We start from the raw sequence: 25,288 nt of genomic DNA, 5'->3' as shown, positions 1-25,288 counted from the left end.
ATGAAAATAGCAGATATTTTAACAGGGAAAAAGATTTTAATTTGGGGATATGGAAGAGAAGGTAAATCAACAGAACATTTCATTTTAGACCATAATATTGATTGTGAATATGATATTTTTGAAGGTAAATACGAAGATATTGATTGTGATAAATATGATATAATTGTTAAAAGTCCGGGCATAAAATGCCATGAAGATAATATTAAATTTACTTCACAGACGGAATTGATGTTAGCACAATTTGCAAAAAATATAATTGGTATTACAGGTACAAAAGGAAAGAGTACCACAGCATCTATGTTGTACACAACTTTAAGGAATTGTGGAGTAGATTGTGTATTAGTTGGTAATATAGGAAGACCATGTCTTGAGAGATATGACGAAATAAAAGATGATACTACAATAGTGTATGAAATGTCATGCCATCAGTTGGCACATGCAAAGGCATCACCTAAAATAGCAGTCCTTCTTAATTTATATGAAGAACATTTGGATTACTACGATACAATGGAAAGATATAAAAATGCTAAATTTAATATTTTCAGATATCAGAGAGTTACAGATACTTTTATTGTAAATGAGGAAATCGATTTAGATATACCGGTAAATGCAAGAAAAGTTGTTATGTCAGATAAAAATTTAGCAAAAGATTTCTTCCTTAAATTAAGAGGAATACATAACCAATACAATGCAAATGTAGTATATTATATTGCTACAAAGTGCTTTGGATTAGATGAAAAAGAAGTAACAAAATACATCGAATCTTTTGAAGGGCTTCCACATAGAATGGAACGTTTAGGGGAAATAGACGGAGTTACTTATTATGATGATTCAATTTCGACAATATGTCAGTCAGCAATTCAGGCTGTAGAAAGTATTGAAAATATTGGAACTATTATTATCGGTGGAATGGATAGAGGAATTGATTATCAGATTCTTTGTGATTATTTTGAAAAGAATACGAAGGTAAATGTTATTTGCATGTATGCTTCAGGTGAAAAAATTTATGATATGTTATCAGGCAGAGAAAATCTTTATATGTGTAATAACTTAGTAGAGGCAACAAATAAGGCAAAAGAAATTACAAAATCAGGACAAGCGTGTGTATTGTCACCGGCAGCAGCTTCATATGATCATTTTAAGAATTTTGAAGAGCGTGGTGATTTGTACAAACACACTTTAGGTTTATAAAAAACTATACGGGGATGGTAAACACAAAGTATGTGCTAATAATAAAGTTAGTGAGGTTACAAAATGGAAAAGAGAAACTTAGACACTATATGCGTACAGGGAGGATGGCAGCCTAAAAATGGAGAGCCAAGAGTACTTCCTATTTATCAAAGTACTACATATAAGTATGACAATTCGGAACAGATGGGCAGATTATTTGACTTAGAGGAAGAAGGATATTTTTACACAAGACTTCAGAATCCTACGAATGATGTTGTGGCACAGAAAATTTGCGATTTAGAGGGTGGTGTGGCAGGTATGCTTACATCTTCAGGACAGGCAGCAAATTATTATGCAGCATTTAACATTTGCGAAGCAGGTGACCATATTATATGTTCAGCACATGTTTATGGAGGAACATTTAATCTTTTTGGAGTTACAATGAAGAAACAGGGAATAGATGTAACTTTTATTAATCCTGATTGTACAGAAGAAGAATTAGAAGCTGCATTTAAACCAAATACAAAAATGGTATTTGGCGAAACAATATCAAATCCATCTTTAGTTGTATTAGATATTGAAAAGTTTGCAAAGGCAGCCCACAGACACGGAGTGCCACTTATAGTAGACAATACATTTGCAACACCAATTAACTGCAGACCATTTGAGTGGGGAGCGGATATTGTTACACATTCAACAACAAAATATATGGATGGTCATGCAATGGCAGTAGGTGGAGCGATTGTTGATAGTGGAAAATTTGATTGGAATGCCCATGCAGATAAATTCCCGGGACTTACAACTCCTGATGATTCATATCATGGAATTGTATATACTGAAAGATTTGGAAAGGGAGCTTATATTACAAAGGCAACAGCTCAGCTTATGAGAGATTTAGGCTCGATTCCGGCACCTATGAATTCATTTTTGTTAAATGTAGGACTTGAGACACTCCATTTAAGAATGCCACGTCATTGTGAAAATGCTATAAAGGTGGCAACATACCTTCAGAGCAGTGATAAAGTAGCGTGGGTTAACTGTCCGATGCTAAAAGGAAACAAATATTATGATTTGGCTAAGAAATATATGCCAAATGGTACATGTGGTGTAATTACATTTGGATTAAAGGGTGGAAGAGAAACGGCAATTAAATTTATGGACAGCCTTGAATTTATTACAATTGTTACTCATGTTGCAGACGCACGTTCATGTGTACTTCATCCTGCAAGCCATACACACAGACAGATGACAGATGAACAGTTAATTGAAGCAGGAGTTCAACCGGATTTAATTAGATTTTCAATCGGTATAGAAAATGCTGATGATATTATTAACGATTTAGAACAGGCTTTAAATAGAATTTAAATGTATTAAACAAAACAAAGGTCTTCATGGATTAAACATGAAGACCTTTAATTTTATTAAAGATAACAAAGTTACTTTGCCCTTGAATGAAAAAAAAATGTCAGTTAATATATATATAAGAGAAATTAGATTTTAGATGGTAGATGGTAGTATGAAACATGCTTTTAGGAGGTGCGATTTATGAGTTACGTTGAAATAAAAGATGTTGTAAAAGAATATAAAACAGGAGAAATAACAATAAAGGCGGCAGATGGAATGAATTTTTCATTTGAAAAAGGAGAATTTGTTGTTATTGTCGGACCTTCAGGAGCAGGAAAAACTACCGTACTTAATATTTTAGGTGGAATGGATAAATTGACTTCCGGTAACGTTATTGTTGATGGAAAAGATATAAGCAGATACAGCAATAGGGAGTTAACTACATATAGAAGACATGATATTGGTTTTGTTTTTCAGTTTTATAATCTGGTGCAAAATCTTACAGCATTGGAAAATGTAGAACTGGCAGGTCAGATTTGCAAAAATCCGTTAGATGCAAAAAAAGTTCTTGAAAGCGTTGGACTTAAGGAAAGAATGAAAAACTTCCCGGCACAGCTTTCAGGAGGAGAGCAGCAAAGGGTATCTATTGCAAGGGCAATTGCAAAAAATCCTAAATTATTATTGGCAGATGAACCGACAGGAGCATTAGATTATCAGACAGGAAAAGCTATATTAAAATTATTGCAGGATACATGTAAAAAAGGTATGACAGTTGTTGTAATTACGCACAATCAGGCAATTGCACCAATGGCAAACAGAATAATTAAAATCAAAAACGGTAAAGTCAGTGATATGACAATAAATGAAAATCCACTTCCGGTAGAAAAAATTGAATGGTAAAAATTAAGTATCAAGAGGTAGCTATATGAAGGCATTAAGAAAAGAATTTTATGTTCAAATAAAAAAGACATTTGGCAGGTTTTTATCCCTGCTTTTAATTGTTGCCCTTGGTGTGGCTTTTTATGCCGGAATACGTTCTACGGAACCTGACATGAGAAAATCCGTGGATGCAATTTATGATAAAGAAAACATTTATGATATTAGAGTTGTAAGTGAACTTGGAGTAACTAATAACGATATTAATGCATTAAAGTCTATAGATGAAATAAAAGACATCGAAGGTATATATAATGTGGATCAGGTAGTTAAGAATGGAGAAACAGAGTATACCGTGAAAATGATGTCTAGAACGGATACAATTAATAAAGTGAAAACAAATGTGAATGAACTGTCAGATGATGAGTGCCTTGTGGATAGACAGTTAGCTGAACATAATTACATTAAGGTAGGGGACAAGATAACAGTTGATAATGAATACGTAAAGGGAAAGGAATATACCGTAAAAGGAACTTTTTGTACAGGTAATTATTTATCATTTCACAAAGGAAGCAGTACAGTAGGTTCAGGAAAACTTGATGGATTAATAATTATTAATAAAAATCAGTTTGATATGGATAACTTCTCTGATATTTATATTACATTAAAAGGTGCTAAAAAGTTAGACAGCTATGGAACAAAATATGAAAAGTATGTTGATAAAGTGACAAATAAAATTAAAAAAGTTGCGCCTGCTATGGAACAAAAAAGATACGAAGAAATAGTTGACGTGGCAAATGAAGAAATTCAGTCAGCTCAGGAAAAGATAGATAAAAATTATAAAAAATACGAAAAAGGTTTGAAAAAAGCGGATGATGGACAGAAGGAAATAGAAGAAAATAGTAAAAAAATAGAAGAGGGAGAAAGTGAATTAAAAAAGCAGGAAAAAGAATATAAAAGTGGAGTTGAACAATACAATAAAGGGGAAAAGCAATATGAATCTGCCAGCGTAAAATTGAAAGAAGGTGAAAAAGAGTATAAAAATGGTCAAAAACAATATGAAAGTGGATATGCTAAATATAAAACAGGAGTAAAAGAACTTGAAAGTGGGAAAAATGATTTAAATAACACTAAAAAAAGATTTGCTGCAATGGGAATGAGTGATGTGCCGCAGGTTAAGAGCCAGATTGAAAGTGCACAGTCAGAGATTTCTAAACATGAGCGACAATTAAATAAAGCAAAAATTAAACTGGATAAAAGTAAAAAGAAGCTTGATAAAGCAAAGAAAAGTTTAATTGTTGGAAAGCAGGAATTAAAAAAATCAAGAGCAGTATTAGATAATACGAAAGAAAAACTTGAAACCGGAAAGCAAAAACTAGCTGATGGAAAAAAAGAAATTACTGATGGTAAAAATGAGATTATAAAGGCACAAAAAAAGGTTGATAAGGCATATACGAAGCTTGCTAAGGCTCAGAAAAAGCTTAACAAAGCGCAAAGAAAAGTAGATAAGGCAAAAGATAAAGTATATGAGATAGAAAAGAAAGAATGGTATGTGCTGGACAGACAAACGGTTGTGTCATTTGTTGAATTTGGTCAGGACGCAGAGCGTATTGGAAATATAGGAAAAGTATTTCCACTTATATTCTTTTTGGTTGCAGCAATGGTAAGTTTGACGACTATGACAAGAATGGTTGAGGAAGAAAGAGTTCAGATTGGAACACTTAAGGCACTGGGCTATGGAAAAGGAAGCATAGCCGGAAAATATATCGCATATGGAGCAGTTGCAACAATTGCAGGTGGCATAATTGGAGGTATAGCAGGTAGCAAAACTTTACCATGGATTATAATAACTGCGTATAGATTGATGTATCAGAATTTATATATAATAGAAATTCCTATAAATGGATATTATTTTGTGACAGCATGTCTTGCAGCAGCAGTAAGTGTAATAGGTGCAACAATACTTGCGTGTTATAAAGCACTTATGGAACAACCGGCATCACTTATGCAGCAAGAAGCTCCAAAAGCCGGAAAGCGTGTGCTGCTTGAAAGAATACCTTTTATTTGGAATCATCTAAGTTTTAATATAAAATCGACTTTTAGAAATCTGTTTAGATACAAAAAAAGATTGTTCATGACTTTGTTTGGTATAGGTGGATGTATGGCTTTAATGCTTGTTGGATTTGGCGTTAAAAATTCCATAAATTCAATATTAACAATACAGTTTGACGATTTATTCCATTATGATTTGACAGTTACATACGATGATGAATGGACTAAGAAGAATGGAACGGATGAACTTAAAAAGATTCTCAACAGCAATTCGGATATAAAAGATAATTTACAGGCAGATGTATTGAATTATGATGTTGGAAAGGAAAATAGTACGGTAAGTACATACATAGTTATACCTGAAAGCATAGATGATATATCTAAATACGTTACATTTAAGAGCAGAACTAAAAATGAAAAATATAAGTTAAATGATGATGGTGTGCTTATATCTGAAAAAATGGCTAAGAAAATCGGAGCCAAAGTAGGCGATGAAATTTATTTCAAAGAAAGCGATACTGTAAGATATAATGTAAAGGTTAGTGCAATAATCGAAAATTATAGTTATCATTATATGTATATGACCGGAAAATATTATAAACAGATAACCGGGAAAGATGCAAAAATGAATACTGCTTTTTGTATCCTGAAAAAAGGCAGAGTTATAGACGATAAAATAGGAAATAAAATAATGAGTAATGATGGTGTTGCAGGAGTATCATTCTTACAGACAACATATAATAGTTTTAGTGAAATGATGAAAAGTATGGATACGGTTGTAATCGTACTTGTATTTTCGGCAGGACTACTTGCATTTATTGTACTTTATAATCTTAACAATATAAATATTGCTGAAAGACGAAGAGAATTGGCAACATTTAAAGTACTTGGCTTTTATGATATGGAAGTGTCAGGTTATATTTACAGAGAAAATGTCATTATCACAATTTTAGGAATTATAATAGGCATTGGATTTGGAATAATTTTGCACCAATTTGTAATTCAGACGGCAGAAATTGATATGGTTATGTTTGGAAGAAATATTGGAACGCGTGGTTACATTTATAGCACATTATTAACAATTTTATTTGCTGTAATAATTAATATTTCGATGCATTTTAAATTGAAAAAAGTTGATATGGCAACATCACTAAAAAGTGGAGAATAGTAAATAAAAAAGAAAGATAGGAAGAAAAAATGAAATTCAGACCATGTATAGACATTCATAATGGGAAAGTAAAACAGTTAGTAGGTGGAACGCTTAAAGATAAAGGCAATAAGGCACAGGAAAATTTTGTGTCACAAAAAGGTGGAGCATATTATGCAAATATGTATAAAAATAACAATCTTGAAGGTGGACATATTATTATTTTAAATGCAGCAGATTCCGAGTATTTTGAGGCTTCAAAAAAGCAGGCACTTGAAGCGCTTGCTGCTTATCCGGAAGGAATGCAGATAGGTGGAGGAATTAATGCAGAAAATGTAGCTGAATATATTGAAAATGGAGCAAGTCATGTTATTGTTACATCATATGTATTCAAAAATGGAGAAGTAAATTACGAAAATTTAGACAAACTTGTAAAGGCAGTAGGTAAAAGTAAAATTGTATTGGACTTAAGTTGCAGAAAGAAAAACAATGATTATTATATAGTTACAGACAGATGGCAGACATTTACTAACATTAAATTAAATGAAGAAACAATGGAGCATTTTTCCAAATATTGTGATGAATTTCTAATCCATGGAGTTGATGTGGAGGGAAAAGGTTCGGGAATGGAAGAAGAGTTAGTAAAATTGCTTTCAAAGTGGGAGAAGAACCCAATTACTTATGCAGGCGGAATTGCAAGTGTAGATCAGATAGATAATTTCAAAAAAATATGTGATGCAAAATTAGATTTTACAATAGGAAGTGCATTGGATATTTTTGGTGGACATTTATCATATCAGGAAATAGTTGCTAAATATAATGAATAAAAATGATAGGTTACATTTTTATTCTTGTGCAATCGTATAGCATTTTATGATTGGCATCTTTTAAGTGGTTTATAATATTATTTTGAAAAATCTCCATACTATTTATAGAAAGTAGTATGGAGGTTTTTTATGAGTGAAAATAAAGAAAAAAATGACGATATCATAGAATATGGGCAGACTGATTTAGATAAAAATAAAGAACATAAGAAAATACATTTGCTTAATATTATAGGTGAAATAGAAGGGCATGATTGTCTTAGCAGTAATACGAAAACAACAAAGTATGAACATGTTATTCCAACGATTGCGGAAGTTGAGGATAATGATGAAATAGACGGTTTGCTTGTTATATTAAATACTGTTGGTGGAGATGTGGAGTGTGGACTTGCAATAGCAGAGATGATTGCAAGTATGAGTAAACCTACAGTTTCACTTGTCCTTGGAGGAAGTCATTCAATAGGAGTGCCATTAGCTGTTTCTACGGATTATTCATTTATTGTTCCGACCGGAACAATGGTAATACATCCTGTAAGAATGAATGGATTATTTATTGGTGTTCCACAAACATATGATTATTTTATGAGAATACAAAAAAGAATAAACCAATTTGTTGTTAATCATTGCGGGATAACTGAGCATAGATTTATAACATTGATGACAGAAACTGAAGTGCTTACAAAAGACGTTGGAAGTATTCTTGTTGGAAAGGAAACAGTGGATAAAAAAATAATAAACGAAGTTGGTGGCTTAAAGGAGGCAATGAATAAATTAAAATCCATGATAGATGATAAAAAAATATAATGATGTAAGGGGCAAAAGGTCTAAGTCCGCGTGAGTTTGTTCATAAGTGGGCTTAGACCTTTTATGGCTTTTATAGCTGCCAAGCATTAATATGTATTATAACTTGAATTAAGATTGAAAAAATAGTAAAATGAAATGTACTTATGGATTTTAGAAGGATAAAACTATTTGGAAAGTAGTAGGTGGATACATGGGATTATTTAAGGCGATAATATTAGGAATTGTGCAGGGACTGACAGAGTTTTTACCTGTAAGTAGTTCAGGACATTTGACTATATGTAAGCAATTAATTGGAATGGAAGATATCGGTTTTTCATTTGATATTATTTTACATGTTGGAACATTGCTGGCAGTATTCTTAGTTTACTGGAGAGATATAGGACGTCTTATAGTAGATGGAATAGGAATTATTGTTGATGTTTGCTTTAATATAAAAGAGTTTTTTGTCAGCAAAAAAATGCAGGATGAGCCATTTTACAGAAAAGTAATATGTAATGGTTATAGAAAATTCGCAATGCTGGTAATAGTATCTACAATCCCAACAGGTATAATCGGTTATTTTGGAAAAGATTTAGTTGAAAAAGCAGGAACTACTCTTTTAGTTCCCGGAATATGTCTTATTATAACAGCAACACTTCTTCTTATTTCAGATAATCTTCCTGATGGAAAAAAGAAACCAAAGAAAACAAGCTATTTAAATGCACTATTTATTGGAACATGTCAGGGAATTGCAACTTTACCAGGACTTTCAAGATCTGGAACTACAATAACAGCGGGTCTGTTATGTGGATTAAAAAGAGAATTTGCAGTTAAATATTCATTTATTATGTCAATTCCGGCAATAATGGGTGCTGCAGTGCTAGACATCGCAGATTTTGGAAAAGATGGAATGACATCTTCAGATTTAGGATGCTACATTGCCGGAGCTTTAGTAGCGGCAGTTGTAGGCTATATTTGTATTAAGACAATGCTTGTTATTGTAAGAAATAAGAAATTTAAATATTTTGCATACTATTGCTATTTAGTTGGCGCTATAGCTGTTATTGGTTATTTTGTAAAATAAAAAGAAAAATTAACGTAATTATTTTAATGACTGAAATAGAGTAATTGATTGAATAATAAAAATTTGATGGAGGTAATGATGGCTACTACTAAAAAAAGAACAAGTGGTACCAAATCCAAAAAAACAACAAATAAAGGACGAAACACCGGTACCCGTAAGAGCAATTCAAAAAATTCGAGAACCAGTGAACAGATAAGAATAATATCAGAAATTTACATATGGATTCTAATTGCGGTAGCATTATTACTTTTTTTAAGTAATTTTGGAGTTTGCGGGGTAGTAGGCAATATGCTCAGTTATTTTATGTTTGGAGCATTTGGAGTACCGGCATATATATTCCCTATTGTGCTGTTTTTTATAGCAGGTATATTGTTTGTAAATTTAGGCGATGTTAGAGCGGTTGCTAAAAGTGTAACTGCATTAATTCTTTATTTTGATGCATGTGTTTTTGCACATTTGATTTTGAATGTACAAAAGACTACAGTTAGTGAATATTACTCTTTTTGTGGTGAATATAAAATAGGTGGTGGAATTATAGGTGGAGCCATAGGAGATGGCCTTAAAACTTTATTTGGAATAGCAGGAACCTATGTGTTTGTAATAATAATTGCAATTATAACAATTGTTATATTAACTGAAAAATCTATTTTAGATATGCTTAAAAATCATGGAATCAGCGTTTACGAAAGCGCAAGAGATGATATGAAGGATATTCAGCAACAGCAGGAAGTTGCAAGAATAGAAAGAAAGAAGCAAAAAGAAATAAACAGACAGGAAAAGGAAATTCAGAGAGTTCATCGGGAGATTGAAGCTAAGGTAAGGGCTGAGGAAGTTGAAAAGAAAAAAATGGAAAAGGCAAAGCCTGTCAATTTTAGTGATTTAGATGCTATAAATGTCTCAGAAATAAAAGAAGAAAGTCAGAATGTACATGAAATTAATATAGAAGGATTAGAACCGGAATATAGTGGACATATTGATCTAGAAGAAGAACCGACAGGTCAGTTTATATATGGAAAACAAAGTGGTGTTACAGCGAAACTTAAAGAAGAGCCTATTAATAAAACTCCGATAGCGGATGAACATGCAAATGATGGAGAGTTTAAACCTAAGGAAAGAATATTTGTTTCAAAAGAGGCAAAAGAAGTAATGAATAGAAAGCCTTATGGCATGCAGGAAATTAAACCTTCACAGGAAACGATGGATGCACAGGAAATTAATCCACAGACGAAAGTGCCTGAAAAAGCATCATCAGAAGGAAAGATTATTGCACCGGTTAAGAAAAAGATGAAATATACTAAACCAACATATAGTCTTTTAAATAAAAATCCGGGAAGTAAGAATCCAACATCAAAAATGGAACTTATGGAAACAGCAAATAAATTGCAACAAATTCTTCAGAATTTTGGAGTTAGTGTAACAGTAACAAATGTAAGTAAAGGCCCTTCGGTTACAAGATATGAATTACAACCGGAAATGGGAACAAAAGTTAGCAAGATAACTGCACTTACAGATGATATCAAATTAAATCTTGCCGCAGCAGATATTAGAATTGAAGCTCCGATTCCGGGAAAAGCAGCAGTTGGAATCGAAGTTCCTAACAAAGGAAGAGATACAGTTTATATAAGAGAATTATTAGAATCCAAAGAACTAAAAGAGAATTCTTCAAAGATTGCTTTTGCGGCAGGTAAGGATATTGCAGGCAGGGTTGTAGTTGCAGATATTGCAAAAATGCCACATATGCTTGTAGCCGGAACAACAGGTTCGGGAAAATCAGTATTTACAAATTCAATAATAATGAGTATTTTATATAGAGCGACACCTGATGAAGTTAAGTTGATTATAATTGATCCTAAGGTAGTTGAATTTAAGGTTTACAATGGAATACCTCATTTATTATATCCCGTTGTTACAGATCCTAAAAAGGCAGCAGGTATATTGAATTGGGCTGTGGCTGAAATGTCAGAAAGATATAAGAAATTTTCGCAAACAGGCTCAAGAGATTTGAAAGGATATAATGCAAAAATTGAAGCAGGAGATTACGAAGGAGATGAACCACCTGAAAAGATGGCTCAGATTGTAATAGTAATTGACGAGTTAGCAGACCTTATGATGGTTGCAGCAAAAGAAGTTGAAGATGCGATATGCAGACTTGCACAGCTTGCACGTGCAGCTGGAATTCATTTGATTATTGCCACTCAAAGACCTTCGGTAGATGTTATTACAGGTCTTATTAAGGCAAATATTCCATCTAGAGTTGCATTGACTGTTTCATCAGGAACAGATTCCAGAACAATTATAGATATGAACGGAGCTGAAAAACTGCTTGGTAATGGTGATATGCTGTTTTATCCATCAGGCTATGTTAAACCTGTAAGATTGCAGGGAGCATATGTATCTGATGAAGAGGTACAAAGGACAGTTCAATACCTTGTATCGCATAGCAGTGAGGTTGTTTACGAAACTTCCATTGAAGAAAAATTATCGGAACCATCTAAAGAAGATGGAGAAGAAAATGGAAGAGATGAATACTTTGAACAGGCAGCAAGATTATGCATTGAAAAAGACAAAGGTTCTACAAGTATGCTGCAAAGACAGTTCAGAGTTGGATTCAATAGAGCAGCACGTATAATGGAACAATTATACGATGCCGGTATTGTTGGACAGGAAGAACAAAATAAACCTAGAAAAATACTTATGAGCATGGAACAATTTGATGAGTATATTTCAGGTAATAATAAAAAAGAGGAGCAATAAAGGAGAAGAAAATGAAAACAGATATTCAGATTGCGCAGGAAGCTACTATGCTTCCAATTAAAGAGGTAACAGCAAAAATTGGGTTAACAGAAGATGATTTAGAATTATATGGTAAATATAAAGCAAAAATTTCAAATGAATATTGGAATAAAATAAAAGATAATGAAGATGGAAAACTTGTACTTGTAACAGCTATCAATCCAACTCCTGCAGGAGAAGGAAAGACAACAATTACTGTTGGTTTAGGACAGGCTTTAGGTCAGTTAAATAAAAAAGCAGTAATTGCACTTAGAGAGCCATCTCTTGGACCTTGTTTTGGTATTAAAGGGGGAGCAGCAGGTGGTGGATATTCACAGGTTGTTCCTATGGAAGATTTAAATCTTCATTTTACAGGAGATTTCCATGCAATTACATCAGCTAATAATTTATTAGCAGCAATGCTTGATAATCACATTCAGCAGGGAAATGTACTCGGAATTGACCCTAATCAGATTGTATGGAAGAGATGTGTGGATATCAATGACAGAGTATTAAGAAATATTATTGTAGGTCTTGGAAGAAAGGTTGATGGAACAGTAAGAGAAGACCATTTTGTAATTACAGTTGCATCAGAAATTATGGCAATTCTTTGCCTTGCAGATGATTTAGCAGATTTAAAAGAAAGACTTGGGAAAATAATTGTTGCTTATACATATGATGGTAAGCCTGTAACTGCAAAGGATATTCAGGCAGTAGGTTCAATGGCAGCACTTTTAAAGGATGCTATTAAACCTAATGTAATCCAGACATTAGAGCATACAATAGCACTTGTTCATGGTGGACCATTTGCAAATATCGCACATGGATGTAACTCAGTAAGAGCAACAAAGACAGCATTAAAGATGGCTGATATAGTAGTAACAGAAGCAGGATTTGGTGCAGACCTTGGAGCAGAAAAATTCATGGATATTAAGTGCCGTCAGGCAGGACTTAAACCTGATTGCGTTGTTTTAGTTGCAACAGTAAGAGCATTAAAATATAACGGTGGAGTTCCAAAGAGTGAATTGTCAGAAGAAAATTTAGACGCGTTGGCAAAAGGTATTGTTAACCTTGAAAAACATATTGAAAACCTTCAGAAATTTGGAGTCCCTGTAGTTGTAACATTAAATTCATTTATCACAGATACAGAAGCTGAATATGAATATATTAAGAAATTCTGCGAAGACAGAGGATGCGAATTTGCATTGGCACAAGTATGGGAAAAAGGTGGAAAAGGTGGAATTGATTTAGCTAATAAAGTTCTTGAAACATTAGAAAATAAAGAATCTAAATTCAAACCATTATATGATACCAAATTACCAATCAAAGAAAAAATCGAAACAGTTGCAAAAGAAATTTATGGAGCAGATGGAGTTAATTATTCACCTGAAGCTCAGAAGGCAATTGCTAAGATTGAAGATATGGGATATGGAAATCTTCCTGTATGTATGGCTAAAACACAGTATTCATTATCAGATGATAAAGATAAATTAGGAAGACCGGAAGGATTTGAAATCAGCATTCGTGACGTATATATATCAGCAGGAGCAGGATTTGTTGTTGTATTAACTGGAAATGTAATGACAATGCCGGGACTTCCAAAACATCCTGCAGCATACGATATTGATGTTACAGACGATGGAAAGATTACAGGATTATTCTAATAAATGATGCCGTGTATAAAATGCAATGAATTAAAATTAATTCGTAGGTATCAATAAGGAGCAAAATGCATTTTGCTCCTTAACTATAATAATTACTGCGAAGAAAGGAAGCGTTTATAAAGTAATGAAATTAATTGATGGAAAGAAGATTTCAGGTGAAATTAAAGATGAAATCAAGGAAGAAGTTGCAAAGTTAAAAGAACAGGGGATTGACATAGCACTTGCAGTCGTAAAGGTTGGAGAAGACCCTGCATCAGCTGTGTATGTTAGAAATAAAGAAAAAGCATGTGAATATGTAGGAATAAAATCAATTACATATGCATTAAAGGAAGAAACTACACAGGATGAACTTCTTGAATTAATAGATAAGTTAAATGCAGACAAAGAAATTAATGGAATTCTTGTACAGCTTCCATTACCAAAACATTTAGACGAAACAGAAGTGCTAAACAGAATTGACAGCAAGAAAGATGTTGATGGTTTCCATCCAATGAATGTCGGAAAAATGATGATTGGTGAAGAAACATTTTTACCATGTACACCTGCAGGAATTGTTGAGCTTATAAAGAGAACAGGTGTCGAAATCTCAGGAAAAGAATGTGTGGTAATAGGACGTAGTAATATTGTAGGCAAGCCAATGGCGATGCTTATGCTCAAAGAAAATGCAACAGTAACAATTGCACATTCAAGAACAAAAGACTTAAAGGAAGTTACAAAAAGAGCAGATATTTTAATTGTAGCAATAGGTAAGCCAAAGTTTATTACAGCTGATTATGTTAAAGAAGGAGCGGTTGTAATTGATGTAGGAATCCATAGAAATGAAGATAACAAGCTTTGTGGAGATGTGGATTTTGATTCAGTAAGTGAAAAAACATATGCAATAACACCTGTACCAGGTGGCGTTGGACCAATGACTGTTACAATGTTATTGGCAAATTGCGTAAGAAGTGCAAAGTTATTTAGATAAAGATAAATAAGATATGAAAGGGCGGTGTCAAATGAAATTTGCGAATATTATTGTTGATATTTCACATGAAAAATTGGACCGCCCTTTTGGTTATATAATACCGAAAGAATTAGAAGATAAGATATCTATAGGTACTCAGATAGTTATTCCATTTGGAAAAGGAAACAGAGAGATAACAGGATATGTAATCGAGATAACAGACAAGCCGTCATTTGATATAAATAAGATGAAATATATTATTCGTGCAAATGAAGGCGCGGCAACGGTTGAAAAACAACTTATAGAGTTAGCCTGGTGGATAAAGAAAGAGTATAGCTGTACAATGAATCAGGCATTAAAAACAGTCATACCTGTTAAAAAGAAAATAAAAAATATACAAAAGAAGACAATAACGCTTAATATAAGTGAAGAAGAAGCAGAAGAAAAGATATTAAAATATAAAAAGTCCAATGCAAAGGCAAAGGTCAGATTGCTACAGGAACTAAAAGATATAAAACATATGTCAAAGGAGCTTGTAGTAGACAAATTAAATATATCGCCAAGTACTCTGAAGGCACTTGAATCTACAGGAGATATTTTGATAGAAATTGAAAACAGTTATAGAAATCCTGTTAATTTTAATAATCTTGAGCGTTATGATATAATATTAAATGAACAGCAAAAAGCTGTCGCAGACGGTATTAAAAAGACAATGGATTATAAAAAAAGTGAAAAAGCAAATGTTCATTTGATTTATGGGATAACCGGAAGCGGTAAAACAGAAGTTTATATGGATATTATAGACAAGACTATCCACGATGGAAAACAGGCGATTGTTTTAATTCCTGAAATCGCTTTAACATATCAGACAGTAAAGAGATTTACGAGAAGATTTAAAGATAAGGTGTCAATAATTAATTCAAAACTGTCAGCAGGAGAAAAGTATGATCAGTTTGAAAGGGCAAAAAGAGGAGAAATAAGTATAATCATAGGTCCAAGATCTGCGCTTTTTACCCCATTTGAAAATTTAGGCCTTATAGTAATTGATGAAGAGCATGAGGGAGCATATAAAAGTGAAAATGTTCCTAAATATCATGCAAGAGAGGTGGCTGCAAAATTATGCAATATTACAGGAGCAACATTAGTTTTAGGCTCAGCAACACCTTCTTTAGAATCATATTTTAATGCGCAGACAGGGAAATATAAGTTACACAGACTTACAAGCAGAGAAAAAGGCAAATTGGCACAGGTGTCAGTAGTTGATATGAGGAAAGAGCTAAAGAATGACAATAAGTCAATGTTTAGTATGGAATTAAAGCAGCTGATTAATGACAGATTAGAAAAAAAACAGCAGACTATGTTGTTTATAAATAGAAGAGGATATGCAGGATTTGTGTCGTGTCGGGAGTGTGGAGAGGCAGTCAAATGCCCACATTGTGATGTGACATTAAAAGCCCATAATAATGGAAAAATGGTGTGCCATTATTGCGGTTACGAAGAACCGATTCCAAGGTTATGCCCAAAATGTGGTTCTAAATATATAGCCGGATTTGGTATAGGAACACAAAAAGTTGAAACAATGATAAAAAAAGAATTTCCACAGGCCAAAGTATTGCGAATGGATTTTGACACAACATCAAGAAAAGGTGGTCATGAAGAAATACTGTCAGCTTTCGCAAATCATCAGGCAGATATCCTCGTTGGAACTCAGATGATTGTAAAAGGACATGACTTTCCTGATGTAACATTAGTTGGAATTTTAGCAGCGGATATGTCATTATATGCGAGTGATTATACGGCGGCTGAAAAGACATTTCAATTACTAACGCAGGCAGCAGGAAGAGCAGGAAGAGGAAAAGAAAAAGGACAGGTCGTAATTCAGACATACTCACCGGATAATTATAGTATTGAATCAGCAGCAAAGCAGGATTATGAAGAATTCTATCAGGAAGAATTAGCATATAGACAATTAATGCAATATCCACCTGTAGCGGCAATGACTGAAATCTTAATTCAATCTGAAGATGAGGAGTTGTTAGACAGATTTACAGATGCCCTTACTAAATATATAAACAAATTAAAAGAAGCAAAATTTAAACAGTTAATGATAATTGGACCGGCGAAACCTCCGGTGGCAAAGATAAATGATGTATATAGAAGAATGATATATTTAAAAAGTCTTGATAAAGAAAAACTTATTAGAATGTCAGACTATATACAAGAATTAATAAATACTTCACAAAAAGTTAAAGGTATAACCTTACAATTTAATGTGAGAGAGTGATAAAAGGAGAAATGAGATGGCGCTTAGAAATGTTAGAGAATTAGGAGATCCATGTTTAAGAAAAGTTTGTAAAGAAGTTAAAAATATTAATGCTAGAACAAAGATTCTTATAGATGATATGCTTGATACTATGTATGAGGCAAATGGTGTCGGACTTGCAGCACCTCAGGTTGGTGTTCTTAAAAGAATTGTCGTAATAGATATAGGAGATGGCCCGATTATCATGATTAATCCTGAAATTATAGAAAAAGATGGAGAACAGACAGGGTATGAAGGATGTTTAAGCCTTCCAGGAAAATCAGGGGTAGTAACAAGAAGCAACCATGTTGTTGTAAGAGCATATGATGAAAATATGGAATTATATGAATTAGAGGGAACAGAATTACTAGCAAGAGCAATACAGCATGAATGTGATCATTTAGACGGAATAATGTATGTAGACAAGGTTGAAGGAAGAATATATGACAATGAAGAATTAGAAGATGAATAAAGAAAAATTCATTTTAATAAATCTTTCCGACGACAAGCCACCGACCTAAGGGAGGGGCAATACATATTATTAGAGGAGAAATAAGATGAAAATAGTATTTATGGGTACTCCCGATTTTTCAGTTAATGCTTTAGAAAATATTGTAAAAGCAGGTCATGATGTGGTTGGTGTAATTACACAACCTGATAAACCAAAGGGACGTGGTGGAAAAATGCAATACACACCGGTAAAAGAAAAAGCATTGGAATTAGGACTTGATGTATATCAGCCACAAAGAGTTAAAGAAACTGAATTTATTGAAAAGTTAAAAGAAATGAATCCTGATGCAATTGTGGTAATTGCATTTGGACAAATTTTACCAAAAGCAATTTTAGATATGCCTAAGTATGGATGCATAAACGTACATGCATCATTACTTCCTAAATACAGAGGAGCGGCACCTATTCAGTGGTCAGTTATTGACGGCGAAAAAGAAACAGGTGTTACAACAATGTATATGAATGAAGGATTAGATACAGGGGATATTATAGACAAAGTAGTTGTCCCGATTGATAAGAAAGAAACCGGCGGAAGCTTATTTGATAAATTAGCAATAGAGGGTGGAAAATTAATCTTAAAAACATTAATCGAACTTGAAAATGGAACAGCAGTAAGAACTCCGCAGGATGACAGTAAGTCAAATTATGCAGGTATGATTAATAAACAGTTAGGAAAAATTGACTTTAATAAATCTGCAAATGAAATTGAGAGACTTATAAGAGGGTTGAATCCATGGCCAAGTGCATATACAAAAATGGATGGTAAGACTTTAAAAATATGGGATGCAGATGTGGACGATTCTGAAAATGATTCTGCACCAGGAACAATTACTGAAGTAGGTAAAGACTTTATCCGTGTTGCAACGGGAAAGGGAAGCCTTAAAATTTTAGAACTACAGTTAGAGGGCAAAAAGAGAATGAAAACAAGAGATTTCCTAAATGGAGCTAAAATTCCTGATAGAATGGAGGGATAAATATGATTTTAGCATATTATGGATATGGATATTATTATTTTGATCCAACTTATATTTTCTTAATTATTGGTGCAGCTATATGTATGATAGCTTCAGCAAGAGTAAATTCAACATATAATAAATACTCTAATTATAGAAGTATGTCAGGACTTACAGGAGCTCAGGCTGCAGAAAGAATATTAAGATCTCAGGGAATTACAGATGTTCAGATTCGTCATATAAGAGGCAATCTGACAGATAATTATAATCCGGCAAATAAAGTTTTAAGTTTGTCAGATGCAACCTATGCAAGTGACAGCGTTGCAGCAGTCGGAGTAGCAGCACATGAATGTGGACATGCAATACAGCATGCAAAAGGATATGCACCTATTTCAATTAGAAGCGCATTAGTCCCATTTGCAAATTGGGGCTCAAGACTTTCATGGATATTAATAATCGCAGGATTGTTTATAGGCGGCAATTCATCGCAGATGATTATTGATTTAGGAATATGGGCATTTTCATTAGCCGTATTATTCCAGCTCGTTACATTGCCGGTAGAATTTAATGCATCATCACGTGCAATGCAAATACTCGAATCAACAGGAATTCTTGGAACACAGGAACTACAATATACACGAAAAGTTTTATCAGCAGCGGCTATGACATATGTTGCGGCAGCAGCTTCATCTATTTTGCAGTTATTGAGACTTATTGTATTATTTGGCGGAGGAAGAAGACGTGACGACTAATAAAGCGCCGGAAGTTAATCTTAGAAATATAGTTTTAAATATGCTTTTAGAAAATAATAAAGGTAGACTTAGTCATTTAATTGTTAAAGATACATTAGATGAAAATAAAAATCTTGATAAAAATCAAAGAGCTTTTATTACACGCCTGTTTCAGGGAACTATAGAAAGAACAATTGAAGAAGATTATATAATTAACTTGTTTTCTAAAACAAAAGTTAATAAAATGAAGCCGGTAATCAGATATATATTACGAATGTCTGTTTACCAGCTTAAATATATGGACAGTGTTCCTGAATCGGCAGTTTGTAATGAAGCAGTTAAATTAGCAAAAAAAAGAAAATTTTCTAATTTAAGTGGATTTGTAAATGGTGTTGTTAGAAATATAGCCAGAAATATGGATTCCATAAAATATCCTGAAAAAGAAAATGAAAGACTTGAGATTGAATATTCAATGCCTTTATGGATTGTTGATATGTGGATTGAAAGATTTGGCATTGAAACGACAAAAAATATACTTAAAAGTGTGTATAATAAAAAAACAACAACTATTAGAGTGAATACGTCAAAAACTACAGTTGACGAAGTAGTAGTAAGACTTGAAAATGAAGGAGCAAAAGTAAAACGCTCTACATTGTATAGCAATGCATTAGAAATATCAGATTATAATCAGATTGCAGATTTTTATGATTTTAATAAAGGAAACATTGTAGTACAGAATTTAAGTTCAATGTTTGTAGGAATGGCAGCTAATCCTAAAGAAGGGGACTACATAATTGATGTGTGTGCGGCACCTGGAGGAAAAAGCCTTCATATAGCTGATTTGATTCATAATAAAGGTAAAATTAGGGCAAGAGACTTAACTGAATATAAAGTAGGCCTTATTAATGAAAATATAAAAAGAACCGGATTTAACTGTATTTTTGCTGAATGTAAAGATGCAACTAAATTAGATAAAAATGTCATAGGTAAAGCAGATATTGTTATAGCAGATTTGCCTTGCTCAGGACTTGGAGTTATAGGAAATAAAGTTGATATAAAATATAACACAAGTATTGAACAGATAAATGAGCTTGCAAAATTGCAAAAAGAAATATTAAGCGTGGTTTCCAAATATGTTAAACCGGGTGGAACATTAATATATAGTACTTGTACTGTGACAAAAGAAGAAAATGAAGATAATGTAAAATGGATAGAAGAAAATCTTCCGTTTAAATTACAGTCATTAAATAAAAAACTGCCGGAACAGATAATTGACAACAAACATGATTATGTTCAGATTCTTCCGGGAAAATATGGAATGGATGGATTTTTTATTTCGGCATTTAGAAGAATAGATAAATAGGATGAAAAGATATGACAAAATTAGACATTAAATCATATAATTTAGAACAATTAAAGAATGAATTAAGTCAGATGGGAGAGAAGCCTTTTAGAGCAGGACAGATATATAAATGGCTTCATATTGACAGAGTTTCAAGCTTTGACGAAATGACTAATTTGTCAAAAGATTTGCGACATAAATTAGATGAAAAGTATGAGATAATCACTCTTAAACCTGAAAAGGTCTTAATTTCTAAAATAGATGGAACAAGAAAATATTTATTTGGAATAAAAGGTGGAGCAGTAATTGAAAGTGTGTTAATGAGATATCATCATGGAAATTCAGTATGTATTTCAACACAGTCAGGATGTCGTATGGGATGCCGCTTTTGTGCTTCAACGCTAAATGGATTAGATAGAAATCTTACTACATCTGAACTGCTTGAACAGATTTATCAGATAGAAAAAAATATAGATGAGAGAGTATCAAATATAGTTTTAATGGGAAGTGGCGAGCCTTTAGATAATTTTGAGAATGTGACTAATTTCCTTAGAATGATAACAGATGAGAATGGTGCAAATATAAGCCAGAGAAATATTACGTTATCAACATGCGGACTGATTCCAAAAATTAAGGAATTAGCAGATATGAATTTTCAAATTACATTGGCAATTTCCTTACATGCATCAGATGATGAAACCAGAAAGAAATTGCTTCCTATTGCAAATAAATATACAATAGAAGAAGTTTTAGATGCATGCAGATACTATTTCAATAAAACAGGAAGAAGAATAACATTTGAATATAGTCTTGTTGCAGGTGTAAATGATACAATAGAAGAGGCGGATAAATTAGGCAGACTTGTATCAGATTTGAATTGTCATGTTAATCTGATACCGGTAAATCCAATTAAAGAAAGAGAATACCGTCAGTCTGCAAAACAAGCTGTTTTACAATTTAAATCGAGAGTTGAAAAATATAAAATAAATGCTACTATAAGAAGAGAGATGGGCAGAGATATAAATGGAGCCTGTGGTCAACTTCGAAACGAAGCAATGAGTCAGCGAAAGGAGGATTTGGAGTGAAAGCATATGGAAAGAGCGATGTTGGATTAATGAGAACAATTAATCAGGATAGTATATTTGTATCAATGAGTTCCGTTGGAAAACTTCCAAATTTATTCATTGTAGCCGATGGCATGGGCGGACATAAGGCAGGAGATGTTGCGTCTAGGAAAAGCATAGAAGAATTTATTAAATATGTATGCACAACTAATATGACAGATCCGGCTAATATACTCGATTCGGGGATTATGGAGATAAATAAAATAATTCTTGATTTAGCAAAGTCTAATAAAGATTATTCAGGTATGGGAACAACATTTGTAGCAGCTACAATTGTTGAGAATCATGTTTATATTGCAAATGTAGGTGACAGTAGACTATACCTTGTAAATGAGGATATACAGCAGATAACAAGAGATCATTCTTTAGTAGAAGAAATGGTCAGATTAGGTCAGCTGGCAAAGGAAGAAGCCAGAACTCATTTTAAAAAGAATATTATTACACGCGCGGTAGGTGCAGAAGAGGCTGTGACAGCAGATATTTTTGAGATTGAGACAAAGCCAAATGATAAGCTTTTGTTGTGCTCAGATGGATTAACTAATATGGTTGAGGATTATGAGATAAAAACCATAGTTCAATCCAGCGATGATATTGAATCAGCAGTCCATAGACTTATTGATCAGGCTAATGAGAATGGTGGAAAAGATAATATATCGGTTGTTCTTGTTGAGCCGGGAGTGATGAGGTGTAACAATGATTAAGAAGGGTATGTTTATTGGAAACAGGTATGAGGTTTTAGATAAAGTAGGTTCCGGTGGAATGTCGGATGTCTATAAAGCAAAAGACCATAAGTTAAATAGATTTGTAGCTATTAAAGTATTAAAACATGAATTTAGTAAAGATAAGAATTTTGTATCAAAATTCAGAGTGGAAGCGCAGTCTGCTGCAAGACTCGAACATACAAATATTGTAAATGTTTATGATGTAGGAGAAGATGCAGGACTTTATTATATTGTAATGGAACTTGTTGAAGGAATTACATTAAAGCAATATATAGCAAGAAAGAAAAGGCTTTCAGTAAAAGAAGCTACAAGTATTGCAATCCAGATTGCACAGGGCATAGAGTGTGCACATAACAATCAGATAGTGCATAGAGATATAAAGCCGCAGAATATTATTATTTCAAGAGAAGGAAAAGTAAAAGTAACTGATTTTGGAATAGCTAAAGCTGCTTCAGCAAATACGATAAATGGAAATGCCATGGGTTCAGTTCATTACATATCTCCTGAACAGGCAAAGGGAAGTTATGTAGATGAGAGAAGTGATATTTATTCGCTAGGCATTACAATGTATGAAATGCTTACAGGAAAAGTACCGTTTGATGGAGATAATACTGTAAATATTGCATTACAGCACATTCAGAATAATGTTCCTGACATAAGAAGCATAATTCCTGAAATGCCGGTAAGTATTTCAAAAATAGTCCTTAAATGTACACAGAATAAACCAGACAGAAGATATCCTAAAATATCATCACTTATAGCAGATTTGAAAAAGTCATTATTAAATCCTTATGATGATTTTGTAAGATTTGATTCAAATGAAGATTTAAGTGAAACAACATTAATTACTGATTCGGGAATTAAGAAAATAAATCCTGATGATGGTAAAGTAGTTGATGAAAAGATTGAAAAAATACAGGATAACAATGATATAGATGCTGTTGACCCTAAGTTAGATAAGTTAATTACAGTAGGTGGAATTATTGCAGGTATAATAATGTTTATTATAATCGTTATAATTATAACAGTAGTTGTACAAAGTAATAACGTAGAAATACCTACAACACCTCAAAAAGAATCATCTACTATTGATTCAAAGCAGACAATAGTTCCTGATGTAGTAGGAATGACAGAAGATGAAGCACAGGAAGCATTACATGATAAGGCGTTAGGATACCAATATGAAGGCTATGTTTATAATGATGAATATGAAAGCGGATACATATGTAAGCAGTCCGTTGATGCAGATAGTGTAATTGATAAGCACACAACAGTAATCTTAACGGTAAGTAAAGGTTCTGAAAAATTAGAAATACCTAAGGAACTAGTTGGAGAAAAACTAACTGATGTAGAGTCAAAACTTGATGAAATCGGAGTAAACTGGGAAATAGAATACGAATATAATTCAGCAAGTGTTGATACTGTATTAGATATTAATCCGAGTGAAGGAGCACCGGTTTCAAAAGGAGATACGGTTCATATTAAGGCAAGCAGAGGAACTAAAATTTCAACAACAACTATTGTACCGTCTTTGATTGGAAAGAAAGAGAAAGATGCTAAAAGTTCTATTTCAGCAGCAGGATTAAAAGTTGGAGAAATACGATATGTAAATGATGAATCCGTTGCTAATGGAAAAGTAATAAGACAGACGGTTAAATCAGGTGGAACAATTCCAAAGGGTACAACAATAGGACTTGTAGTAAGTTTAGGACCGGTTGAAGTAACAACTGTACCTGAGACAACTACACAACAGGTTATAAATGAATCTAAACAGGCTGTTTTAGTAAAATCACAGTTATATTTTGAAGATGACAACACACCTGTTACAGGCGGTGTTATTACGGTAACATATAGTAATGGACAAACAGAAGCTACAGACGATGCATCAACATGGGATACTACAATAATCAATGTTCCAACAAATCAGGATGGAACAGATTGTACATACACATTAATGATAGGTAGTCGTATAGTTAAAATTAACGCAGGTGGATGATGAATAACAATAGGGGACTTTTTAGTCCCCTATTAAGTTGTATAGGTGAAGAATGACAGGAAAAATAATAAAAGGAATTGCGGGATTTTATTATGTTCACATAAAAGATTATGGAATATATGAATGCAAGGCAAAGGGAAAATTTAGAAATAATAAAATAAAACCTTTAGTAGGGGACAATGTAGAAGTTGATATATTGGATTCTTTAGAGAAAAAAGGAAATATAGTAAAAATTTTATCAAGGGAAAATGATCTTATCAGACCATTAGTTGCAAATGTAGATCAGGCAATGATAGTATTTGCAGTAAAAAAACCTGATCCTAATTTAAATCTATTGGACAGATTCTTAGTAATGATGGAATATCAGAATATTGAAACAATAATCTGTTTTAATAAAATAGACATTGGAAATGAAAAATTCATGGAAGAATTAAAGAACACATACAACAATGCAGGATATAAGGTCTTATTTGCAAGCGCTACGGAAAATGAAGGCGTGGAAGAAATAAAGAAACTACTATATGGAAAGACAACTGTTTTAGCCGGACCGTCAGGTGTGGGTAAATCTTCAATGTTAAATGCGCTTACAAATGAAGATAAAATGGAAACAGGTAAAATAAGCGAGAAAATAGGCAGAGGTAAGCATACAACAAGGCATTCAGAAATATTTAACATGGATAAAGAGTCATATATCGTAGATACTCCCGGTTTTAGTTCGATGTTTGTACCTGGAATGACTAAAGAAAAGTTGCAGGATTGTTTTCCTGAAATGGCACAGTATGAGCCGGAATGTAAATTTGGAGGGTGTGCACATATAAATGAACCTATATGTGGGGTTAAAGAAGCAGTGAATTCAGGGAAAATTTCTAAGACAAGGTATGAAAATTATATTTTACTTTATAAAGAATTAGAAGAAATGGAAAGAAATAAATATTAAATATATATG

Annotated in this window: 19 protein-coding genes; all 19 read left to right on the top strand. The window is 33.1% G+C overall.

Annotated elements, in window-relative coordinates:
* A complete protein-coding gene (gene murD, locus CCC31_RS12550; RefSeq protein ID WP_022088495.1) occupies positions 1-1,191 on the top strand; it encodes a UDP-N-acetylmuramoyl-L-alanine--D-glutamate ligase in 1,191 nt (396 codons plus the stop codon).
* Between the two features lie 63 nt (positions 1,192-1,254).
* Positions 1,255-2,535: an O-acetylhomoserine aminocarboxypropyltransferase/cysteine synthase family protein gene (locus tag CCC31_RS12545; protein ID WP_118565549.1), complete on the top strand. Its 1,281-nt coding sequence runs from the start codon at positions 1,255-1,257 to the stop codon at positions 2,533-2,535.
* A 180-nt stretch (positions 2,536-2,715) separates the two neighbouring features.
* Positions 2,716-3,414: an ABC transporter ATP-binding protein gene (locus tag CCC31_RS12540; RefSeq protein WP_022088497.1), complete on the top strand. Its 699-nt coding sequence runs from the start codon at positions 2,716-2,718 to the stop codon at positions 3,412-3,414.
* A 25-nt stretch (positions 3,415-3,439) separates the two neighbouring features.
* Positions 3,440-6,610 carry an FtsX-like permease family protein gene (locus CCC31_RS12535; protein ID WP_290851916.1) on the top strand — a complete coding sequence of 1,057 codons (3,171 nt, stop codon included), beginning with the start codon at positions 3,440-3,442 and terminating at the stop codon, positions 6,608-6,610.
* Positions 6,611-6,639: 29 nt separating this feature from the next.
* Positions 6,640-7,416 (top strand): phosphoribosylformimino-5-aminoimidazole carboxamide ribotide isomerase, encoded by a 777-nt coding sequence (gene hisA, locus CCC31_RS12530; RefSeq protein WP_290851914.1) that lies wholly within the window; start codon positions 6,640-6,642, stop codon positions 7,414-7,416.
* 129 nt (positions 7,417-7,545) lie between these two features.
* Entirely contained in the window at positions 7,546-8,217 is a 672-nt protein-coding gene (locus tag CCC31_RS12525; RefSeq protein WP_022088500.1) for an ATP-dependent Clp protease proteolytic subunit, read from the top strand.
* 190 nt (positions 8,218-8,407) lie between these two features.
* On the top strand, positions 8,408-9,280 hold the full coding sequence (locus CCC31_RS12520) for an undecaprenyl-diphosphate phosphatase (protein ID WP_117909824.1): 873 nt from the start codon (positions 8,408-8,410) through the stop codon (positions 9,278-9,280).
* Positions 9,281-9,358: 78 nt separating this feature from the next.
* Entirely contained in the window at positions 9,359-12,034 is a 2,676-nt protein-coding gene (locus tag CCC31_RS12515; RefSeq protein ID WP_290851911.1) for a DNA translocase FtsK, read from the top strand.
* Positions 12,035-12,045: 11 nt separating this feature from the next.
* On the top strand, positions 12,046-13,716 hold the full coding sequence (locus CCC31_RS12510; RefSeq protein WP_178515395.1) for a formate--tetrahydrofolate ligase: 1,671 nt from the start codon (positions 12,046-12,048) through the stop codon (positions 13,714-13,716).
* 124 nt (positions 13,717-13,840) lie between these two features.
* Complete coding sequence (gene folD, locus CCC31_RS12505; RefSeq protein ID WP_118565546.1) at positions 13,841-14,683, top strand: bifunctional methylenetetrahydrofolate dehydrogenase/methenyltetrahydrofolate cyclohydrolase FolD; 843 nt, start codon at positions 13,841-13,843, stop codon at positions 14,681-14,683.
* Between the two features lie 31 nt (positions 14,684-14,714).
* Positions 14,715-16,946, top strand: a complete 2,232-nt coding sequence (gene priA / locus CCC31_RS12500) for a primosomal protein N' (RefSeq protein WP_158562657.1) — start codon at positions 14,715-14,717, stop codon at positions 16,944-16,946.
* A gap of 16 nt (positions 16,947-16,962) precedes the next feature.
* Positions 16,963-17,436 (top strand): peptide deformylase, encoded by a 474-nt coding sequence (def, locus tag CCC31_RS12495; RefSeq protein ID WP_022088506.1) that lies wholly within the window; start codon positions 16,963-16,965, stop codon positions 17,434-17,436.
* An 85-nt stretch (positions 17,437-17,521) separates the two neighbouring features.
* Positions 17,522-18,448 carry a methionyl-tRNA formyltransferase gene (gene fmt / locus CCC31_RS12490; protein ID WP_022088507.1) on the top strand — a complete coding sequence of 309 codons (927 nt, stop codon included), beginning with the start codon at positions 17,522-17,524 and terminating at the stop codon, positions 18,446-18,448.
* A 2-nt stretch (positions 18,449-18,450) separates the two neighbouring features.
* Positions 18,451-19,179 (top strand): zinc metallopeptidase, encoded by a 729-nt coding sequence (locus CCC31_RS12485; RefSeq protein WP_117909828.1) that lies wholly within the window; start codon positions 18,451-18,453, stop codon positions 19,177-19,179.
* Positions 19,169-20,521, top strand: coding sequence for a 16S rRNA (cytosine(967)-C(5))-methyltransferase RsmB (gene rsmB / locus CCC31_RS12480; RefSeq protein WP_022088509.1), 1,353 nt, complete (start codon positions 19,169-19,171; stop codon positions 20,519-20,521). The genes CCC31_RS12485 and rsmB overlap by 11 nt, the downstream gene beginning before the upstream one ends.
* A gap of 11 nt (positions 20,522-20,532) precedes the next feature.
* Complete coding sequence (gene rlmN / locus CCC31_RS12475; RefSeq protein ID WP_117909830.1) at positions 20,533-21,585, top strand: 23S rRNA (adenine(2503)-C(2))-methyltransferase RlmN; 1,053 nt, start codon at positions 20,533-20,535, stop codon at positions 21,583-21,585.
* Complete coding sequence (locus tag CCC31_RS12470) at positions 21,582-22,325, top strand: Stp1/IreP family PP2C-type Ser/Thr phosphatase (RefSeq protein ID WP_117909831.1); 744 nt, start codon at positions 21,582-21,584, stop codon at positions 22,323-22,325. Before rlmN ends, CCC31_RS12470 begins: the two co-directional genes overlap by 4 nt.
* Positions 22,318-24,342 (top strand): Stk1 family PASTA domain-containing Ser/Thr kinase, encoded by a 2,025-nt coding sequence (gene pknB, locus CCC31_RS12465; RefSeq protein ID WP_290851902.1) that lies wholly within the window; start codon positions 22,318-22,320, stop codon positions 24,340-24,342. Before CCC31_RS12470 ends, pknB begins: the two co-directional genes overlap by 8 nt.
* A 52-nt stretch (positions 24,343-24,394) precedes the next feature.
* Complete coding sequence (rsgA, locus tag CCC31_RS12460) at positions 24,395-25,279, top strand: ribosome small subunit-dependent GTPase A (protein WP_022088513.1); 885 nt, start codon at positions 24,395-24,397, stop codon at positions 25,277-25,279.
* The last annotated feature ends 9 nt before the right edge of the window (positions 25,280-25,288 follow it).

The sequence above is a fragment of the Eubacterium sp. LMAG:50 genome (assembly GCF_008680265.1).
Lineage (GTDB): Bacteria > Bacillota > Clostridia > Lachnospirales > Lachnospiraceae > Eubacterium_U > Eubacterium_U album.
Note: the sequence above shows the minus strand (reverse complement) of the source record. Positions and strands in the feature narration are given on the sequence as shown.

What these genes read in the sequence shown, in the direction of transcription:
- murD (WP_022088495.1), top strand. Translation starts at nt 1, where the DNA reads ATGAAAATAGCAGATATTTTAACAGGGAAAAAGATTTTAATTTGGGGA.
- CCC31_RS12545 (WP_118565549.1), top strand. Translation starts at nt 1,255, where the DNA reads ATGGAAAAGAGAAACTTAGACACTATATGCGTACAGGGAGGATGGCAG.
- CCC31_RS12540 (WP_022088497.1), top strand. Translation starts at nt 2,716, where the DNA reads ATGAGTTACGTTGAAATAAAAGATGTTGTAAAAGAATATAAAACAGGA.
- CCC31_RS12535 (WP_290851916.1), top strand. Translation starts at nt 3,440, where the DNA reads ATGAAGGCATTAAGAAAAGAATTTTATGTTCAAATAAAAAAGACATTT.
- hisA (WP_290851914.1), top strand. Translation starts at nt 6,640, where the DNA reads ATGAAATTCAGACCATGTATAGACATTCATAATGGGAAAGTAAAACAG.
- CCC31_RS12525 (WP_022088500.1), top strand. Translation starts at nt 7,546, where the DNA reads ATGAGTGAAAATAAAGAAAAAAATGACGATATCATAGAATATGGGCAG.
- CCC31_RS12520 (WP_117909824.1), top strand. Translation starts at nt 8,408, where the DNA reads ATGGGATTATTTAAGGCGATAATATTAGGAATTGTGCAGGGACTGACA.
- CCC31_RS12515 (WP_290851911.1), top strand. Translation starts at nt 9,359, where the DNA reads ATGGCTACTACTAAAAAAAGAACAAGTGGTACCAAATCCAAAAAAACA.
- CCC31_RS12510 (WP_178515395.1), top strand. Translation starts at nt 12,046, where the DNA reads ATGAAAACAGATATTCAGATTGCGCAGGAAGCTACTATGCTTCCAATT.
- folD (WP_118565546.1), top strand. Translation starts at nt 13,841, where the DNA reads ATGAAATTAATTGATGGAAAGAAGATTTCAGGTGAAATTAAAGATGAA.
- priA (WP_158562657.1), top strand. Translation starts at nt 14,715, where the DNA reads ATGAAATTTGCGAATATTATTGTTGATATTTCACATGAAAAATTGGAC.
- def (WP_022088506.1), top strand. Translation starts at nt 16,963, where the DNA reads ATGGCGCTTAGAAATGTTAGAGAATTAGGAGATCCATGTTTAAGAAAA.
- fmt (WP_022088507.1), top strand. Translation starts at nt 17,522, where the DNA reads ATGAAAATAGTATTTATGGGTACTCCCGATTTTTCAGTTAATGCTTTA.
- CCC31_RS12485 (WP_117909828.1), top strand. Translation starts at nt 18,451, where the DNA reads ATGATTTTAGCATATTATGGATATGGATATTATTATTTTGATCCAACT.
- rlmN (WP_117909830.1), top strand. Translation starts at nt 20,533, where the DNA reads ATGACAAAATTAGACATTAAATCATATAATTTAGAACAATTAAAGAAT.
- pknB (WP_290851902.1), top strand. Translation starts at nt 22,318, where the DNA reads ATGATTAAGAAGGGTATGTTTATTGGAAACAGGTATGAGGTTTTAGAT.
- rsgA (WP_022088513.1), top strand. Translation starts at nt 24,395, where the DNA reads ATGACAGGAAAAATAATAAAAGGAATTGCGGGATTTTATTATGTTCAC.